Here is a 17,420-nt window from a genome sequence, read left to right as displayed (position 1 = left end):
CCATGCGCCGACGCGGGCGCGAAGGCGCCGCGATTCAGGCCGGGCTTTTGATCGGAAATGGATTTCGCACGCTCAGGCTCGTGCGAAGGGGGGCCCCTGCGAGACGCGCGGCGTGCGCGGCCGCGCGATCGCCGCCACCGGCATGACGGCCGGCTCGGATTCGACGACATGCACGATCCGCAGGGGCGCCGCCAGCCCGGCCGCTCCCGGCAGGGTCACGGGCGCGTGCAGCGTGCACTGGTCGCAGCAATCGTGACGGGCGGTGTCCTGCGGCGATCCCGATCCGTCGTCAGTATGGCAGAGCGAGATGACGAAGCCGCCGACGATGATGGTGGCGGGGCCGCTGTCCGTGGCGGCGGCGAGCGCACGCCCGAGGCCTGCCAGCGACAGCGCCAGCATCACCAGGGCGGCGATGGTCCGCCTCAGAACGGATTGGTCCATCCATCTCATGCGGGCACAGACCACGGCAAAGCGATGGCGCTGTCAAGACGGTTTCGACCGGCGGGAGCCATGCCGCGGCAGCGGGCGCGGACGCCCCATGGCACTGGAACGCCCTACTCCGCCAGCACCCGCGTCGGCGGGAAGATCACTTCCACCAGCGTCCCCGCATGCTTCGTCGACTGGATGGTGAAGGCCGCCCGATTCGCCTCGACCAGCGCCTTGGTGAGCGGCAGACCGAGGCCGGTGCCGCCCAGCGTCGTCGAGGCGACCTGCCGGAACGGCTCCATGGCGATGGCCAGCTCGCGTTCGGTCATGCCGACGCCGGTATCGCGCACCCGCAGCACCGCTTCGCCACGCTCCGACAGCGTGGTGGAAATGATCGCCTGGCCGCCTGCCTGGGTGAACTTGATCGAGTTCGACAGCAGGTTCAGCACGATCTGGCGCATGCTCCGGATGTCGGCGACGACGTTCGGCAGGCCGTTGGCCAGCGCCATGCGGATGATGATGCGGTCGCGGCTGGCCTGGGGCTGCATCAGGCTGACCGACTGCTGCACCACCTCGTTGAGGTTGACGCTGGTGAAGGCGAGGTCGAGCCGGCCGGCCTCGATCTTGGAAAGGTCGAGGAGGTCGTTGACGAGGCTGATGACGTGCTCGCCCGAGGTGTGGATGTCGCGGGCATAGCTGCGGTAGCGTTCGTTGCCCATCGGGCCGAAACGCTCTTCCATCATCACCTCGGCAAAGCCGATGATCGCATTGAGCGGCGTGCGGACCTCGTGCGAGATCTTGGCGAGGAAGTCGGACTTCTGGGACGAGGCCTCCTCGGCCTGCCGCTTGGCGGCGACGAGCTCGCCCTCGGCCTTCTTGAAGCTGGTGACGTCCCGCAGCACGGCGCACAGGCGTTTGCCGTCGTCGCCGAGACGTCCGATCGTCATGAAGAGCGGCACCGATCCGCCCTGCCGCACGCGCCCCATCACCTCCCGCCCGTCATTGAGCAGGCTGGCGACGCCGTTGGCCCGCAGGCTGTCGAGATAGTCGAAGGCGGCGCGATGGCTCTCCGGCGCGAAGAGGAGCAGGAGATCCTTGCCGGCGACTTCCCGCTGCTCATAGCCGAACAGGGCTTCCGCACTGCGGTTGATGCTGATGATGCGCCCTTCGACGTCGAGGATGACGACGCCGTCGGTCGCCGTGTCGAGCACGGCTTGCAATTCGTCGGCCTTGCGTTCGGCAAAGCGCAGCTTCTCGTCATTGGCCGCGGCGGCGGGACGGCGCACGGAAATCAGGAGGGCGCTTTCGCCGCACCACTGCGTCGTCTGCACCCGGCCGTCGACGACGATGGTCTCGCCGGCCGCCGTCCGGAGCAGCACGCCCGGATAGCACGCCTCCTCGCCCGCCGACAGGCTGACGAGCCCGGTGCCCGCGAAGACGTTGTCGAGCCCGCCAGCCCTGTGGATCGCGTCGATATCCTCATAGCCCAGCAGGTCGAGCATGGTGCGGTTGGCGAATTGCAGCTCGTCCCCGCGCGCGACGAAGATGCCTATCGGCAGGCGGTCGATCAGGGCGACGGGCACCTCCTCGAGCCGGCCCTGCCCCGAAGACGCATCGGCGGCATCCCGCGGCCGGGGCTCTTGGAACGCGGGCTCTTCGAACGCAGGCTCTTCGGGGGCCGGCTCGGCCTCGATGTCGGCGCGCCACATGGCCTCGTCCTCGGCCTGCCGCGCAGCCTCCTCGTCCGCCGGCGGCGGCGCGGCGGGTGCCGCGGCTTCGGGCCTCGACGCCGGTTCCGGCAGGGGCTTCATGCCGCCTTCGATCCGGGCTCCCAGCGCGCGGGCTATCTCGTGGAAGGCATTGCGCTCCGTCGGCGTCAGACCGCCGTGGCGCTCGCCGCTACCCGGCTTGCCGTGCAGACGGACGACCTTGCCGCCGGCCGGCTGCCGGGCATTGCGGGCCTCGGCGATGTCGATGACCGGATTGGACGGCGCCGGCGGGAAATCCCGTTCGTCGTCCTCGCCGGGCTCGGCCTCCTGCCAGACGATCGCCGGCGGAGAGACCTCGATGGGAGCGGGAAGCGCGGCGACGGCAGGCAGGACAGCGAGGGGCCGGGGCGGATCGGCGATGCCGAAGCCGCGAAAGCCGGCGAAAAGCCGGCGACGAAACACCGGAGCGGCGCTGAGCGTGAACATCGTCTCCTCACGCCTTCCCTCGTCGCGCCAGAGGAAGGTGAGCGCCGTCCAGGTCTCCCGGGCGGCAAAGGCAGCGCCGATCGCCTCGCCGCCGCGGAAACCTTCCTCCGCCGCGATCTCCTCGAAGCGCTTGCCCACCCATTTTTCCGCCCGCTTCCCCAGCACGGAGGCAAGGTCGCTCGAGACCGAGACGAAGCGGCCTGCGGCGTCGGTATGGAAGACGAAGCGCACCGGCCTGTCGCGCGGGATCCGGACCGGCTCGGCTGCCGCCGGACGCGCAGGTGGGTCGGCAGGCCTCGCAGCCTGGCCCCGTTCGCCCTCCTGGTCCACCCAGCTCCATGCCCCCTTGCGTTCATAGGGCGTGCGCACCGGCGCCTCGGGCTGGGGCTCGGGAGCGGCGAGCGGCGGCAGGGTCTCGACCACCGAAGGCGGCGCCCAGGCCGGCGGGCGCCTGCCGCGGCGGGGCGGATCGAGAGCCTGCACCATCAGGCCAAGAAAGCCCTCGGGCCCGGCGAAGGATCGGCAGGCACAGGCAAGCGTATCGAGGGCGCCCATCCCGGGAAGCCGCAGGCGCTCGAGCCGCATGGCGCCGGGCCGCGGCAATTTGCGGGCGATCGCCGCGATCTGGGACGACAAGGCGACGACCGCGGCGTTCGACTCCTGGCGCACGATGTCGGCCGGGGACAGGCCGAGGCTGTCTCCTCCCGCGCGGTTGGCCCAGACCAGCGAACGGCCGTCCAGATGCCAGACGAAGGCCGGGCGCGGATCATCCATCAGAGCCTGCAGGCGCTGATCGACCATCAAAGCCGTCCGCAGCATAGCCTCGATCATGTCTTCCCCAGTCTTCCGAGACCCGGCCCTCGGCCGGGCCGCTCCACAGCGGCCGATGATGCGGCAGCGGCTCGGCACGCCCGTGCAGAGCGCGGACCGCCTCAATTCCTAACAAAATATGAATATAGATGGAAAACAAAACGGTAAATCGCCGCGCCGGCTCCTTCCCCGCCTGTTGCCGCACATGGTTAACCGGGCCGAGCCCCCGATGATGCCGACCCCGGTCGCCGCAGAACGTGAAAAACGCGGGCAAAAATCCAGCGGCTGGGTTATCGTCCCCCCCGTCCCGCGTGGCGGCAAGGCGCGCCAGGCCGGCTGACGGAGGATGTTTCATGGCAACCAGACCACCGAACTTCGAAATCCCCGCAGACATGCGCGAGGTGGCGGAAAAAAGCGTCGAGCAGGCCAAGAAAGCCTTCGACAGCTTCATGGGCGCCGCCTTCAAGGCGGCGGGGGCGCTGGAGGAGTCCAGCGACACCCTTCAGGCAGGCACCAAGGACATCAGCCGCAAGGCGCTGACCTATGCCGAGCAGAACGTCGCCGCGGCGCTCGACTTTGCGTCGAAGGTCGTGAAGGCCGGCGATCCGCAGCAGGTGCTGCACTTGCAGAGCGAGTTCATCCGCAGCCAGCTCCAGGCCTTCGGTGAACAGGCCAAGGACATCGGCTCCAGCGCCGGCAAGCTGGCCACCGACGTGGCCAAGCCCCGAGGCAAGTGATCTCCGGGCAAGGCGACCGGCGGCGGGAAGCGGCCCGCCCGCCCTCGCGGACAAGGCACGATGGCAGGGAGCGCGCCGCCGCGAAAATCGAGAAGCTTTCATTGTGCGGTGCAACATTGTTATTGCATCGCACACGGGCATTTGCTATAGATTGAGGCAGTTAAGGCGCCTGAGTAGGCGCATTCAGCCTGCAGGGCTCGTCCTTACGGATTTTCCGCCAGGCCGGATTGGCCCCGCCCCTCCCCCCTCTCTCTGTCCAAGGAGCTTCCCCATGGTCGCCGCCAAGAACAAGTCCGAGACCGAAATGGCCTTCGAAAATCTTTCCAAGCTCGAAATCCCCGCTTCGGTGCGTGACTTTGCCGAAAAGGGCGCCGCCCAGGCCAAGGACACCTATACCAAGATCAAGGCTGTCACGGACGAGGCTTCGGATGCCTTCGAAGGCGCCTACACGACCGCGTCCAAAGGCGCTTCGACGCTCGGCCTCAAGGTGCTCGAATCGGCCCGGACCAATGCGAACGCCTCCTTCGACCATGCCATCGCTCTGTTCGGCGTGAAGACGCTGTCGGACATCATCGAACTCAACACCTCCTTCCTGCGCAAGCAGAGCGAGACGGTGACGGTTCAGGTCAAGGAATTCGGCGAGCTCGCCCAGAAGGTCGCCAACGAGACGATCGCACCGGTGAAGGCGCAGGTCGAGAAGAGCTTCCGTCCCGCCATCTGACCTCCTGGCTGACAGCACCGACCGACAAGGCCCGGAATCGAATTCCGGGCTTTTTGACGACCGCGGCGGCGCCATCCTCCGCCCACGCCCCATGGCGGTGCGATTTATTCCCGGCCAACCGTTCGATGCACACTTGAAATGGCGGGTCGATCCCGCTAAACGCTTCGCCAGGATGCAGTTGTAGCTCAGTTGGTTAGAGCGTCGGATTGTGGCTCCGAAGGTCGGTGGTTCGAGTCCACCCAACTGTACCACTTATGCCATTGATCTTGCCTTTGGTCTCTTTTTTAGCCTTGGCATCCCGACAGGCGGTTTGACACCTTCCGCGGAAGGTTTGACAAAAGCGGCACGGCGCGCCGCGAATTCGGCATCCAAATCTTTGCCGATGTGGGTACTGGTCGACGTCCCCCCAGATCTGCGGTACGTTTTCGCCATGAACGACGAGCCCGACAGCCTCATTCTCCGGATGCTGTGCCGCATGGACGCCAAGCTCGACCGCATGGTCGAGGATCTCGGGGACCTGAAGACGCGCGTCGGCAATCTCGAAACCGAAGTCGCGCATGTGCATGTGCAGATGACCGGTCTTTCCGTCCGCATCGATCGCATCGAAGGGCGGCTGGACCGGATCGAGCGCCGGCTCGATTTGGTGGAAAGCTGAGGCCGGGCCATACCCGCGCGCGCTCTCACGCCGCCGATCGCCGCCCTCGGCCGATCGCCGCCCTCGACTGAAATATGCCGTGTACTGCTCGGCGATGCGGTCGGCGTCCTCGACCGCGGCTTGCACGCCATAGCATAGGAGGCTCCACGCGCGAGCTGCTGCGCGTCGCAGGGGCCGGCGGGGGCCCTTCATTCCCATTTGAAGCCATCAGGCCCTGGCGCCTCGGTTGCACTGCCGTGTCCGCGCGCCAAACGAGGCGAGCCGACGCTCGCCGGAGCGTCTCTCTTGCTCATACGAGCGAAACGTGACTTATCGTCGCCGGGTTCCTGCAGCCGCAGGACGGCCTTCTGCGGACCGTCGACCTTCCCAACTCCGAGTGCTCCCATGCCCCGTCGTCCCCTGCAGCGCGTCCAGGCCGCGCTCGCCGCCCGCCGCTACTTCCTGGGGCAACAGACGAAGTCACAGATCGCCGATGAGCTGGGCGTCTCGCGCTTCAAGGTGGCCCGCCTGATCGATGCCGCCATCGAACAGAAGATCGTGCAGTTCGTCATCACCGAACCCGATGACCTGAATGCCGAGCTCGGCCAGGCCGTGCGTAACAAATACGGCCTGAAGGCCGTGCTGGTTCTGGACGGTCCGGACATGTCGACGAGCGATCTCACCACGCCGCTCGGCAATCTCGCCGCCTCCCTGCTCGACGAGAGGCTGGAGGATGGCCAGACGCTCGGCGTCGCCTGGGGCCGGACCCTCGCGGCCATGGCGAGAGCCCTGGTGCATCTGCCCAAGGTCGACGTCGTCCAGGTGGCGGGCACGCCGGGAGGCCTCGAGATCTCGCAAAATCCCGTCGAACTCGTCCGCCGGCTGACCAGCCTGAGCGGTGGCAAGGCCTACCCGATCTACGGTCCCATGTGGACCGAAGATCCGACGCTGGCCCAGCGCCTGCGGCAGGAGCCCGCCGTCGCGGCGGCGATCGAGAAATATGCCAGCATCGACGTCCTCGTCGTCGGCATCGGCTCATGGAATCCGGCGGAATCCTGCCTGTGTTCGGGCTTTCCCGACGATTGGCGCCGGGAGGCCCTCGCCGCCGGCGTCGTGGCGGATGTGTGCGGATCGCTGATCGGCTCGGACGGCCAGGAAATTCCCAGCAGGCTGGACGAACAGGGCATCACGATCACCGGTGAGCAGCTCGAGCATGTTCCCGAGATCATCGGCATCGGCGGCGGCCTGCAGAAGGCCGAGGCCATCGCCGCCGTCCTCCGCGGCAATTGGGTCGATGTCCTCGTGACCGACGCCGGCGTCGCCCGCCGCCTGCTCGTCTAAACCGCCGCCATCCGAGTTCCGGCACAGCTCGCCGGGAAAGGCTTTTTCGCGCCCGCATAATTCGCTCATTTGAGCACACATATGCTCTCTTGACGCAAAGCGCTCGACGTCACTATGCTGGCGGCAACAATATTCCATCGGGAGGCAGCCAGGTGCCGGCATTGAGCGACGAAGGGTTGGCGGAACTGGCGCGCGCGGTGATCGAAGCCGAAGGGCGCGCCGTGCACGGCATGGCCCGCGCCATCGACTCCGGCTTCGTGCGCGCCGCCCGGGCGATCGCATCGGCCACCGGCAAGATATTGATCACGGGAAGCGGCACATCGGGGACCATCGCCGCGCGCGCGGCCCATCTGATGTCGGTGTGCGGGACGCCCGCCTTCTACCTCTCGCCGGGCGACGGCCTGCATGGCGGGCTCGGCGTGCTTCAGCCGCAGGATCTCGTGATCGCCCTGTCGAAGGGCGGCAGCTCCGAGGAGCTCAACACGTTCTGCAGCAGGGCGAGGCCGCTATGCGCCGGCGTCATCGCCATCACCGCCGCGCCGGCTTCCGCGCTGGCCGTCCTGGCCGATCATGTCATCTGCTTCTCGCTCGACGACGACGCCGATCTCGGCTCGGTCGTCGCGACGGGCAGCTCGCTCGCAATCTCGGCGCTTCTCGATGCCCTCGCCGAAATCGGGCGGGTCAGCCGTGACTATGACTGGCAGCGCCTGCTCTACACCCATCCCTCCGGTGCCGTCGGACGGGACGCGGCGACAAGCCTCCAGCGCCTGGCCGGCGCGCCGACGAAGGGGTAGCCGATGGCACGGGACCTCGTCGCGGGCGTGGATTCCTCCACGCAGTCATGCACGGTGCAACTTCGCCGCCTCGACGACGGCGCAGTCGTCGCGGAAGCACGAGCCCCGCATCCCCCCACCACGCCGCCCCTCAGCGAGCAGGCGCCGGAAGCCTGGTGGGACGCTCTCAGGGCCTGTCTCGCCCAGATCGAGGGATATCTTCCACGCATCGCCGCCATCTCCGTCGGCGGCCAGGGCCACGGTCTCGTCATGCTCGACGGCGCCGATCGCTCGCTGCGGCCCGCCAAGCTCTGGAACGATACGCAATCGGCGCCGGACGCCGAACGGTTGCTGAAGGCATTGCCGGCGTCGGAATGGGCGGAGCGAACCGGCTCGGTGCCCGCTCCCGCCCTCACCGTATCGAAGCTCGCCTGGACCGAGCGCAACCATCCCGGCCTCGTCGCCAGGGCCAGGCGCGTCATGCTGCCTTCCGACTATATCGTCTATCGCCTCGCCGGGCGCGCCGTCACCGAGCGCGGCGGCTCGTCGGGCACCGGCTATTTCGATCCCTTCCGGAACGCGTGGGACTTCGCGCTCGCGGACCTCGCCGTGCCGGACATCGACTGGTCTGCCAAGCTGCCGGCGATCGTGGCCTCCAACGAACGTGCCGGCATCGTCGGCGATGCCGCAGGCGTCGGCGCCCTCGCGGGAGCCGTCGTCGGTGCGGGGACCGGCGACAACATGACGGCGGCCCTCGGCTTGAACGTGCTGGAAGGCGATATCGTCGTCTCCCTCGGCACCAGCGGCACGATCTACGGCCGGTCCAGCACCGGCGTGAAGGATGTCACGGGTGCGATCAACGGCTATGCCGACGCGGCGGACGGCTTCCTGCCAATGGTGACGACGCTCAATGCGGCCAAGGTCACCGATGCCATCCGCCGGCTGCTCGGCCTGTCCTATGAGGGCTTCGACGAACTGGCGCTGGAAGCCCCCCTCGGCTCCGACGGGCTCGTCCTCGTGCCTTATTTCGATGGGGAGCGAACCCCCAACCTGCCGGACGCGACTGGAACGCTCCTCGGCCTGCGCTCGACCCTCACGCGGGCCTGCATGGCGCGGGCCACCATCGAAGGCGTGCTCTGCGGCCTTCTGGAGGGCGGCGATCTGCTCGCCCGGCACGGGGTGCCGCAGGGCGGCCGGCTCATCCTGACGGGCGGGGCGGCCCGCTCGAAAGCCTATCGGCAGATCCTCGCGGATCTGACGGGCCGCCCCGTCTGGGTCTGCCCGCTGGCGGAAACCGCCGCCGCCGGCGCAGCGGTGCAAGCCGCTGCGGCGCTGACCGCGGCCGCGACCGACGCGATCGCGGCGGCGTGGGCGCCGGCGCTTGAAATCGCGGCCGAGCCGATGGGCGCCGATCCCGGCGCCGTCAGGCAGGCCTATCGCCAGGCTGCGGCGGCCGCATCTGCAACCCAACGCGCGTAAGGCTCAACCTCAAATGGCCTCTCCTCCCAGCCAAACGGTAGCCGCCATGTCCAGGAAGCGCCGCTTTCCCGAGGAAATCGGCATCTTCCTGGTCCTGCTGGTCGTCATCCTGGCCTTGAGCCTGCTCTCGCCCTCCTTCCGGACCGTGAGCAACGCCTTCGTCCTCCTGGTCAACGGCACGGTCATCGCCTTCCTCGCCCTCGGCCAGACCTTCGTGCTCCTCACCGGGGGGATCGACCTGTCCACCGGCGCGACGATCGGCATGACCGGTGTCCTCGCCGCCCTGCTGATGCAGCTCGGCGTGCCCTGGCCGCTGGCAGCCTTGCTGGCCCTGACCGTCGCGACATCCCTCGGACTGATCAACGGCGCGCTCATTCACTTCCTGCGCATACCCGCCTTCATCGCGACATTTTCGACGCAGGGCGTCGCGCTCGCCGTCCCGCTGATCATTACCGGGGCGCAGTCCATCTCCATTCATCAGATGGGCTTTTCCCTCATCGGCCGGGCCCGGATCCTGGGCCTGCCCATGCCGGTGGTGCTGATCGTGGTCGCCGCCGTCATCGCGGGGCTCTTCCTCAACATGACCCGTCGCGGCGTCCACATCTATGCGCTCGGCGGCAACCGCGCCGCCGCGCGGCTCTCCGGCGTCAATATCGGCCGCACCACGCTTTGCGCCTATGCCGTCAGCGGATTCTGTGCCGGCATGGGCGGCCTCATCGCCACCTCCCGCCTGATGGTCGGCTTCCCGGCGACCGGAACCGGCAACGAGCTGTTCTATTCGATCGCCGCCGCCGTCGTCGGCGGCGTCTCGCTGTTCGGCGGCGTGGGCACGGTGCTGGGCGCCATGATCGGCGCCGTGCTCATCGCCGTGGTCAGCAACGGCATGAACGTCGTCAATGTCCAGAGCTATTGGCAGTCGCTCGTCATCGGCGTCATCATCCTGCTCGGCGTCACCTTCGACACCTACCGCCGCGCCAACAACACGAAGCGGACATTCCGCAAAGCTCCCGAAAATCGCGCCGTCCCTCACGCTGCGGCACGCATTACCCCCGGCCCGACAAAGCCGGAGGGACCGGCCTAGCTCGTAGGCCGAGGCACAGGCATGAGCATGAAGAACCAAGGAGGAAAGAAATGAAGATCACCACCCTCAAATCGATGCTGTTGGGCGCGGCGGCGCTCGGCGCCGGCATGCTTCTGGCGGATGGCAGTGCGATCGCCGCCCCCAAGCTGCCGGCGAACTGCAGCCAGGCCAAGCCGACCATCGGCGTCGCGCTGCCGAACACCGTCAACCCCTATTATATCGCGATGCAGGACAGTTTCGAGAAGAATGGCGCGAAGCTGGGCTTCGCCGTCAACGTCGCCATCGCCAACGACAATGATTCCAACCAGCTCTCGCAGATCGACGCCTTCGTCCAGCAAGGCGTATGCGCGGTCGTGCTGAACGCGGTCAACTCCGGGCCGGGCGCGGCGAGCGTGAAGGCCCTCAACGACGCCGGCATCCCGGTCTTCACGGTGAACGTGATCGTCTCGGACGAGGACCTCAAGGCGCAGGGCGCCTCCTTCGTCGAATATGTCGGCGCCGACCAGGTCGCCGGCGGCCGACAGATCGGCGAGCAGCTCCTCAAGGATCTCGGCGACAGCGCCACCGTCGTGGCGGGGATCGTCGGCGATCCCGACCAGATCCCGACCAACCAGAGGGACAAGGGCTTCACCGACGCGATCACGAAGAACCCCAACGCCAAGGTCGCGGGCACCGTGAACAGCAAGGTCGACCCCAATGTCAGCCTGCAGGTGACCGGAGACCTTCTGCAGGGCCATCCCGACATCAATGTCATCTGGGCCGACACGGGGCCGGGCGCCGTCGGCGCCCTGCAGGCCATCGCGCAGCAGGACAAGGCCGACAGCGTGAAGCTCTATGCCTTCTGCGCCGCGGACACGGCGCTGACCGCGAATTATGCCGCCTGCGCCGCTCAGGAGCCGGCCGATTACGCCCGCATCGCGCTGGAGAACCTCAAGAAATACCTCGGCGGACAGGATGTGCCGCAGCAGGTGCTGCAACCGCTCAAGATCTTCCTGAACGGACAGAAGCCCGGCCCGGGCGAAGTCGGCTGATTGCCGTAAACGACGAGAATGCCGATGAGCGCCCGGGAAAGTCTGGTTGTGGCCGAGGTCTCCAAGTCATACGGAGCCACCAAGGCCCTGACGGATGTCAGCCTCGAAATACCGGCAGGCCGGATCGTGGCGCTCATCGGCCATAACGGTGCGGGCAAGTCGACGCTGCTGCGCCTGTTGTCGGGGGCCGACACGCCCTCCGCGGGATCGCTCAGCATCGACGGCCGGCCGGTCAGCTTTCAAGCACCGTCCGAGGCGAGCGCGGCGGGAATCGCCTGTGTCTATCAGGAACTCAGCCTGATCGGCGAGCTCACGGTCGCCGAGAACCTGTTCCTCGGCACCGAGAAGCTGTCGGGCGGCCTGCTCGACCGCCGGACCATGAACCGGGAGGCCGACGCGCTCTGCGCCGAATATGGCATTCCCGCCGCCTCCACCGATCGCGTGGCTCATCTTTCGGTCGCCCACAGGCAGCTTCTCGAGGTCGCGCGCGCCATTCATCGCGATGTCCGCTATCTCCTGCTCGACGAGCCGACGACGGCCCTCGAGCAGAAGCAGATCGAAGAGCTTCTCGCCGTCCTTCGGCGCCTGGCGCGCGACCGGGGGGTCGGCATCCTGCTGATCGATCACAAGCTCGACGAGGTCTTCGCCGTCGCCGATCACATCGTGGGCCTGTCGAACGGCCGGACCGTGCTGTCGGGCGACGCGACGAAGATCGGGCGCGAGGATGTCGTCGAGGCCATTGTCGGCGCCGGCCATGAAGGCAAGGCCGGGGCCGGCCGTCGCGCGCGATCGCCGGGCGGCGGAGCCCCGGGCGATGTCGTCTTCGAAGCTCGCGCGCTGGCCGGCAACGGCCTCGACGGCGTCAGCCTCGCGGTTCACGCCGGAGAGATACTCGGCATCTACGGGCTGATCGGCGCGGGACGTTCGCGCTTCCTGCGCACCGTCTACGGCGCCGAGACCTCTCCCGAGGGCGCGATGGTCCTGAACGGCAAGGCCTTCGCGCCGCGCGATCCCGAGCACGCCATCGCGGCCGGCATCGCCTTCCTGTCGGAAGAGCGCAAATCGGACGGCTTCATTCCCCAGATGACGTCGATCGACAATGTCCTGCTGCCTGTGCTCGACCGGTTCGTGTCAGCGGGACTGCTGCGGTGGGACGCGCTTCGCAAGGCGGCCGCCGACGCGCTCGGACACGTCCCCGTCCGCGGCGACATCGGCCAGCCGATCACGGCGCTTTCCGGCGGCAACCAGCAAAAGGTCCTGTTCGCGCGGGCACTTTTGCAGGCGCCGAGACTGCTTTTGCTCGACGAGCCGACCAAGGGCGTCGACATCGGCGCAAAGGCGGAGATCTACGAGATCATTTCCAGCTTCGCGCGTTCCGGCGGGTCGGTGATCGTCGTATCCAGCGAGGAAGAGGAGCTTCTCGATATCGCCGACAGGATCGTTGTCTTCCGGCACGGCGCCTGCGACGGCAACGCCATTCCCGAGGACGACCTGTCGATCGCGACGCTGCGCCGCCATGCCTGGTCGCAAGCGGCATGAGACTTTCCCCCAGCCTCTATGCTGCCGATCCCCTTCGGCTGCACGAAGCGATCGAGGCCGTCGCCCCCTATAGCGCCTCCCTTCATGTCGACATCATGGACGGGCGCTTCGCCCCGGCCTTCGGCCTCGGCGAAAGCCTCGTCCGCCGCCTCGTCGGGGAATGCCCGATCCCGGTGGACGTCCACCTGATGATCGAGCAGCCGGAGACCTGGGCCGTCCGTTTTGCAGGGATGGGCGTCCGCAGCGTCGCGTTCCACCTCGAAGCCATGCCCGAGCCCGCAGCGCTTCTTCTCGCCATCCGCGCGGCCGGAGCCCGCGCCTATCTGGCTCTGCTCCCCGACACGCCCGTCGCTGCAGCGGAGCCTTTCCTGCCGGCGGCCGATGGCGTGCTGCTTCTCACCGCCCCTCCCGGCGGCGGCCCCTTCTCCGAGGAGGCTCTGGCAAGGCTCGAAAAGCTGCCGGCCACGACTCGCGCCATCATAGACGGCAGCCTCCAGGCCCAGCACCTCCGGTTGCCGATGCTGTCGCGGGTGGAGCTCGCGGTTCTGGGGAAGGCGCTCTTCGACAGCGGCGACATTGCCGATCGCGCCCGCGAATTGGCTGCCGCCCTGGCCGCGTGACGCCGTCGGCGCCCCTTCTTCGATAGAGGCATCCTGCACCGGCCGGCCTCCATGCCGGCGAAAGTCAAGCGCCCTGCGCCGGAAGAAGATCCTGCTCGCTCGGCTGTTCGGCCGGAAGGGCCGCGTCCAGGAAGGCGCCGAGCGCCGTCTCCGTCAGCGGAGACGGCAGGAATGCCGCCCGCAACCCCACCGCGCCCGGGCGGATCCGTCCCCACCGGGCGTCCGCCAGGATGCCGACGATCAGCGACGGCTGCCGCGCCCGGAGCTCGACGGCAAGCCGCAGGCCGCCGCCGCCGGGCAGTTCGAAATCCAGGAACGCGACATCGATCGGACGATCTTCGGCAATGGCGTGCGCCTCGTCGGCGCTCCCGGCCTCGGCACAGGCCCAGCCTGGCCGCATGGCGGCGAGCGCCTCGACGACCCGCATGCGTACGAGTTCACTGTCACTCACAATCAAGACCTTGCGGGTCATCGCCTATCCGGAGTTACGTATGGCAGCGTCTGGAGATGCGCGCCGCGAGCTTCGACGCGGCAGGTTCACGCCTCGGCGTTTTCCAAATGCAGGCGGACAGACGCCGCCCTTCGATCTGCCCAGGTCAGGAGGAAAGCCACAATACACGCGCAGGTTGCACTTCAGCGACAATGGCAACAGAGATCTTAAACTGCATTTTTATGCTGGACGCCCCGCGGGAATGGACTCATATCTACAACACAGGTCATTATGAGCCTATCTTTTTTTGTAAAATCTTCGAACCTAATTTAGTCCCGCGTAAATCCGTGCATTTATATCATTTTAAATCTTCAATCAAATATATATAGATTAATATTAAATATATTGTAATTTATATTAAATAGTTTAAATGAACATTTTGATTTTATCTGTATTCCCCTGGAGGGATATTCAATGAATCAATTTCGATATCATTTCCCCGACAGTATTTCACGCCAGACAGGGACATAGGCTGCGCATGCCACAACATGCCCCTCGCCTTCCGGGGGCGTGGCGGGGATCGCAGCAGCGCCACTGCCTTGACACCCTGCATTCCGGATATCCAATATCGCGCGAGCGAGCGCCCCCCCTTCGAGCGCCCCTTGGAGGATCGCCCATGGATGTCGACAAAGCCATCGCGCGAATTTCCGCCGCCGGTCTCGAACTGACGGACCGCCGGCGAAACCCTGAGGACGACGGCTGGCGCCTGAGCTTCGCCAACGGCGCCCTCGTCACCGTGCATGACAGCGGCGAGGTCGCGATGGAGGGCAAGGGCATCGAAGCCGTCGCCCAAGCGCTCGATATCCCCGCAGCGCCGGGGGAAATCTAGCTTGCCGTGCAGGGCCAGCGATCAAGGCTCCGGCTGAGAACGCCATCACGACGATTTGGGAGTGGAAGGATGCTGACGAGACTGATCGTGGCCGCGCCCCTTGCCGGCCTTGCCGCCGGCATCCTGTCGCCGGCGCTGGCCGCCGGATACAATGACGATCCTTCCCAGAACCTGAAGTTGATCGATACCGTCGTGGTGATCTATGCGGAGAACCGCAGCTTCGACAATCTCTATGGCAGTTTTCCCGGCGCCAACGGCCTTCAGAACGCGTCGGGCACAGCGCTCCTCCAGCGCGACCGCGACGGCATGCCTCTGAAGGAACTGCCGCCGGTCTGGGACGGGCTCACGGCCAAAGGGGTAACGCCGCCGGTGACGCAGGCCGACAGCGCGCATCTGCCCAATCGGCCGTTCAGGGTCGACGACCCCGACGGGTTCAACCTGCCGCTTGGATCCATCACCCATGATCTGTGGCATCGCTTCTATCAAAACCAGATGCAGATCGACGGCGGCAGGAACGACAAATTCGTCGCCTGGGCCGACAGCGGCGCCATGCCCATGAGCCTGTGGGACGGTTCGAAGACGGCGATGTGGAAGGTGGCGCGGAAATATGTCCTCGCCGACGATTTCTTCATGGGTGGCTTCGGGGGCTCCTTCTTCAACCATCAGTGGCTCGTCTGCGCCTGCGCGCCCTCCTATCCCGGCGCCGACACCAGTCCGGCCAAGCCGTCCATCGCGGTCGTCGAGCCGGACGGGGTCACGCTGAAGCTCGCCGTCAATTCGCCTGCATCCGCACTCGACGGCATTCCGAAATTCGTCGGCGACGGCAATCTGACGCCCGATTTTCATGCCGTGAACACCATGCAGCCGTCTTACCAGCCGAGCGGGAACGCCCCGGCCAAGGGAGCGGACCCGGCGACCGCCGATCCGGCCAATCCGACGACCCTGCCTCCCCAGACGGAGCCGACGATCGGCGATCTCCTCAGCCTCAGGAAGATCGGCTGGGCATGGTATGGCGGCGCCTGGCAATATGTCCTCGACCACGGCAACAAGACGCCGGTGCCCAATTTCCAATACCACCATCAGCCCCTGAACTATTATGCGAGCTTCGCGCCCGGCACGGCCGCGCGCGCCGAGCATCTGCGCGACGGCGGCCTCGGCGGGTCCGAGTTCATCAAGGCGATCGACGCCGGCACGCTGCCGCAGGTGTCGTTCTACAAGCCGCAGGGCGACCTCAACGAGCATTCCGGCTATGCCGACATCCAGGCCGGCGATGCCCATATCGCGGATGTGGTCGCCCATCTGGAAAAGAGCCCCCAATGGGCGCACATGCTCGTGGTCGTCACCTATGACGAGAATGGCGGCCTCTGGGACCATGTCGCCCCACCCAAGGGCGACCGCTGGGGACCGGGCTCGCGCATTCCCGCCATCATCATCTCCCCCTTCGCCCGGCGCGGCTTCGTCGACCACACGCCGATGGATACGACCTCGATCCTGCGCTTCATCACCCGCCGCTTCGAATTGCCGACCCTGCACGGGATCACGGTGCGGGACGATGCCGTTGCGTCCTACAACCAGCCGCCTCTGGGCGACCTGACCAGCGCCTTGGACCTGACCGGCTCGCGCTGACGCCGGGGAGCCGCCCGCAGCCCGCGCCCGCCGATCCGGCCGACATCGCGCAGGCGCCCCGGACGGCTGGATACTACGCCGAAGCAACGAGCAGGGCTGTAGAACGGGTTATGATGCTTTCGCGCGCGGCGCGGCGGTCTTGCGCGTCCATCGGCGGGCAAGACCAGCGACCCTGCCGGCGAGTTCCTGGCGGTCGAGGTGGACAGGATCGACGTCACCGGCCCCGCCGTGGCGTTCATGCTCGGGGTCGGCAAGAACCGCGATGAACTCCGCATAGCTCCAGGGCCCGCCGATATCCTCGGGCGGACAGCAGCCGGTCGCCTCGACGAGGCGAGGATAGGCCATGTCGGGATCCGGAGGTCGAGCCGAAGGGTAGCGGGCACCTCGAGACGGCGCATCACCTTGGGTTCGACGTGATCGTGAGGCGGGCAATCGTCGCAGTCATGTCGCGACTCTACGACATGGTTACTCCCCCGCCTGCTGTTCGGCGGGGCGCGTCGAAGACGACGATGTCGGGAGTTGGCTCGGCGGCCGTGATCGGCTTCCACGGGCATCGCCGCGGGTTCGCGCATCATCCCGCTCTGGCGGGACGCAGGGCGAAAGAGGGGGCCGAAACTGCCTCCTCCTTCATACCGGCTCGAGGGCGTCAGCCCGTGCCGGCGTCGTCATCCGTCCGTTCAGGCGGATTGCAGGCGGTCAGCCGACAGCTTGCCCGAGCGGCGGTCTTCGACCAGCTCATAGCTGATCTTCTGGCCTTCCTGCAGATCACGCAGGCCAGCACGCTCGACGGCGCTGATGTGGACGAAAACGTCCTTGCTGCCGTCGTCCGGCTGGATGAAGCCGTAGCCCTTCTGGGAGTTGAACCATTTAACGGTGCCAGTGCTCATGATGAAACCTTTCCTATGGGCACGATCGCTATCCTGAAACGGAATGCGCAGGAGTCGATTGGTCGAAATTGGATGGAAGGTCATCAGCATGCACGGCCGGTAAAGCCAAGCGGGCCAAAACGTCCGGCCGAGATCGATCGCACACCTATGTGGAAAAAACTGCGAAAATGCAAGCATCGCGAACGAATTCGAAGCGAGTTT

General features: G+C 66.7%; 17 protein-coding genes and 1 tRNA gene. 13 read left to right on the top strand and 5 right to left on the bottom strand.

From position 1 onward, the window contains the following. Positions 1-72: 72 nt before the first annotated feature. The gene (locus J3R73_RS12335; protein WP_307426970.1) at positions 73-441 is read right to left on the bottom strand and encodes a hypothetical protein; all 369 of its coding nucleotides are present in this window, start codon (positions 439-441) and stop codon (positions 73-75) included. A gap of 113 nt (positions 442-554) precedes the next feature. After that, positions 555-3,452: a PAS domain-containing sensor histidine kinase gene (locus J3R73_RS12330; protein ID WP_307426967.1), complete on the bottom strand. Its 2,898-nt coding sequence runs from the start codon at positions 3,450-3,452 to the stop codon at positions 555-557. Between the two features lie 332 nt (positions 3,453-3,784). Between J3R73_RS12330 and J3R73_RS12325 the strand changes: the two genes are divergently transcribed. The 11 genes from J3R73_RS12325 to J3R73_RS12275 all read left to right on the top strand — a co-directional run bounded on the left by J3R73_RS12325 (position 3,785) and on the right by J3R73_RS12275 (position 13,387). Further along, positions 3,785-4,168, top strand: coding sequence for a phasin (locus J3R73_RS12325; protein ID WP_307426964.1), 384 nt, complete (start codon positions 3,785-3,787; stop codon positions 4,166-4,168). 271 nt (positions 4,169-4,439) lie between these two features. After that, a complete protein-coding gene (locus J3R73_RS12320) occupies positions 4,440-4,889 on the top strand; it encodes a phasin (protein WP_307426961.1) in 450 nt (149 codons plus the stop codon). A 174-nt stretch (positions 4,890-5,063) separates the two neighbouring features. Then, a tRNA-His gene (locus J3R73_RS12315) sits at positions 5,064-5,140 on the top strand. 179 nt (positions 5,141-5,319) lie between these two features. Continuing rightward, complete coding sequence (locus J3R73_RS12310; RefSeq protein WP_307426959.1) at positions 5,320-5,544, top strand: hypothetical protein; 225 nt, start codon at positions 5,320-5,322, stop codon at positions 5,542-5,544. 384 nt (positions 5,545-5,928) lie between these two features. Continuing rightward, a complete protein-coding gene (locus J3R73_RS12305; protein ID WP_307426956.1) occupies positions 5,929-6,864 on the top strand; it encodes a sugar-binding transcriptional regulator in 936 nt (311 codons plus the stop codon). Between the two features lie 152 nt (positions 6,865-7,016). Further along, the gene (locus J3R73_RS12300) at positions 7,017-7,658 is read left to right on the top strand and encodes an SIS domain-containing protein (RefSeq protein ID WP_307426953.1); all 642 of its coding nucleotides are present in this window, start codon (positions 7,017-7,019) and stop codon (positions 7,656-7,658) included. 3 nt (positions 7,659-7,661) lie between these two features. Continuing rightward, a complete protein-coding gene (gene xylB, locus J3R73_RS12295) occupies positions 7,662-9,116 on the top strand; it encodes a xylulokinase (RefSeq protein WP_307426951.1) in 1,455 nt (484 codons plus the stop codon). A 46-nt stretch (positions 9,117-9,162) separates the two neighbouring features. Continuing rightward, a complete protein-coding gene (locus tag J3R73_RS12290) occupies positions 9,163-10,197 on the top strand; it encodes an ABC transporter permease (protein ID WP_307426949.1) in 1,035 nt (344 codons plus the stop codon). Positions 10,198-10,247: 50 nt separating this feature from the next. Continuing rightward, positions 10,248-11,228: a substrate-binding domain-containing protein gene (locus J3R73_RS12285; RefSeq protein WP_307426947.1), complete on the top strand. Its 981-nt coding sequence runs from the start codon at positions 10,248-10,250 to the stop codon at positions 11,226-11,228. Positions 11,229-11,252: 24 nt separating this feature from the next. Further along, complete coding sequence (locus J3R73_RS12280; RefSeq protein ID WP_307426943.1) at positions 11,253-12,767, top strand: sugar ABC transporter ATP-binding protein; 1,515 nt, start codon at positions 11,253-11,255, stop codon at positions 12,765-12,767. Continuing rightward, positions 12,764-13,387 carry a beta/alpha barrel domain-containing protein gene (locus tag J3R73_RS12275; RefSeq protein WP_307426940.1) on the top strand — a complete coding sequence of 208 codons (624 nt, stop codon included), beginning with the start codon at positions 12,764-12,766 and terminating at the stop codon, positions 13,385-13,387. Before J3R73_RS12280 ends, J3R73_RS12275 begins: the two co-directional genes overlap by 4 nt. Positions 13,388-13,451: 64 nt before the next feature. Here the strand turns inward: J3R73_RS12275 and J3R73_RS12270 are convergent, their stop codons facing one another. Further along, a complete protein-coding gene (locus J3R73_RS12270; RefSeq protein WP_307426938.1) occupies positions 13,452-13,859 on the bottom strand; it encodes a response regulator in 408 nt (135 codons plus the stop codon). A 634-nt stretch (positions 13,860-14,493) separates the two neighbouring features. Here J3R73_RS12270 and J3R73_RS12265 point away from each other — a divergent pair. Next, positions 14,494-14,706, top strand: a complete 213-nt coding sequence (locus J3R73_RS12265) for a hypothetical protein (protein ID WP_307426935.1) — start codon at positions 14,494-14,496, stop codon at positions 14,704-14,706. Positions 14,707-14,775: 69 nt separating this feature from the next. Next, positions 14,776-16,332, top strand: a complete 1,557-nt coding sequence (locus J3R73_RS12260; RefSeq protein ID WP_307426933.1) for an acid phosphatase — start codon at positions 14,776-14,778, stop codon at positions 16,330-16,332. A gap of 108 nt (positions 16,333-16,440) precedes the next feature. On the opposite strand, the gene J3R73_RS12255 is transcribed toward J3R73_RS12260, so the two are convergent. Continuing rightward, entirely contained in the window at positions 16,441-16,764 is a 324-nt protein-coding gene (locus tag J3R73_RS12255) for an IS1096 element passenger TnpR family protein (RefSeq protein ID WP_370879900.1), read from the bottom strand. A 245-nt stretch (positions 16,765-17,009) separates the two neighbouring features. Next, positions 17,010-17,219: a cold-shock protein gene (locus J3R73_RS12250; protein WP_307426929.1), complete on the bottom strand. Its 210-nt coding sequence runs from the start codon at positions 17,217-17,219 to the stop codon at positions 17,010-17,012. Positions 17,220-17,420: the final 201 nt, after the last annotated feature.

Origin of the sequence: Labrys monachus, from assembly GCF_030814655.1 — a bacterium.
In the GTDB taxonomy this organism is placed as follows: Bacteria; Pseudomonadota; Alphaproteobacteria; order Rhizobiales; family Labraceae; genus Labrys; species Labrys monacha.
Note: the sequence above shows the minus strand (reverse complement) of the source record. Positions and strands in the feature narration are given on the sequence as shown.

Coding starts and splice junctions, on each gene's coding strand:
- J3R73_RS12260 (WP_307426933.1), top strand. CDS start 14,776: ATGCTGACGAGACTGATCGTGGCCGCGCCCCTTGCCGGCCTTGCCGCC.
- J3R73_RS12290 (WP_307426949.1), top strand. CDS start 9,163: ATGTCCAGGAAGCGCCGCTTTCCCGAGGAAATCGGCATCTTCCTGGTC.
- J3R73_RS12250 (WP_307426929.1), bottom strand. CDS start 17,219: ATGAGCACTGGCACCGTTAAATGGTTCAACTCCCAGAAGGGCTACGGC.
- J3R73_RS12310 (WP_307426959.1), top strand. CDS start 5,320: ATGAACGACGAGCCCGACAGCCTCATTCTCCGGATGCTGTGCCGCATG.
- J3R73_RS12320 (WP_307426961.1), top strand. CDS start 4,440: ATGGTCGCCGCCAAGAACAAGTCCGAGACCGAAATGGCCTTCGAAAAT.
- J3R73_RS12335 (WP_307426970.1), bottom strand. CDS start 441: ATGGACCAATCCGTTCTGAGGCGGACCATCGCCGCCCTGGTGATGCTG.
- J3R73_RS12265 (WP_307426935.1), top strand. CDS start 14,494: ATGGATGTCGACAAAGCCATCGCGCGAATTTCCGCCGCCGGTCTCGAA.
- J3R73_RS12275 (WP_307426940.1), top strand. CDS start 12,764: ATGAGACTTTCCCCCAGCCTCTATGCTGCCGATCCCCTTCGGCTGCAC.
- J3R73_RS12285 (WP_307426947.1), top strand. CDS start 10,248: ATGAAGATCACCACCCTCAAATCGATGCTGTTGGGCGCGGCGGCGCTC.
- J3R73_RS12270 (WP_307426938.1), bottom strand. CDS start 13,859: ATGACCCGCAAGGTCTTGATTGTGAGTGACAGTGAACTCGTACGCATG.
- xylB (WP_307426951.1), top strand. CDS start 7,662: ATGGCACGGGACCTCGTCGCGGGCGTGGATTCCTCCACGCAGTCATGC.
- J3R73_RS12325 (WP_307426964.1), top strand. CDS start 3,785: ATGGCAACCAGACCACCGAACTTCGAAATCCCCGCAGACATGCGCGAG.
- J3R73_RS12280 (WP_307426943.1), top strand. CDS start 11,253: ATGAGCGCCCGGGAAAGTCTGGTTGTGGCCGAGGTCTCCAAGTCATAC.
- J3R73_RS12305 (WP_307426956.1), top strand. CDS start 5,929: ATGCCCCGTCGTCCCCTGCAGCGCGTCCAGGCCGCGCTCGCCGCCCGC.
- J3R73_RS12330 (WP_307426967.1), bottom strand. CDS start 3,452: ATGATCGAGGCTATGCTGCGGACGGCTTTGATGGTCGATCAGCGCCTG.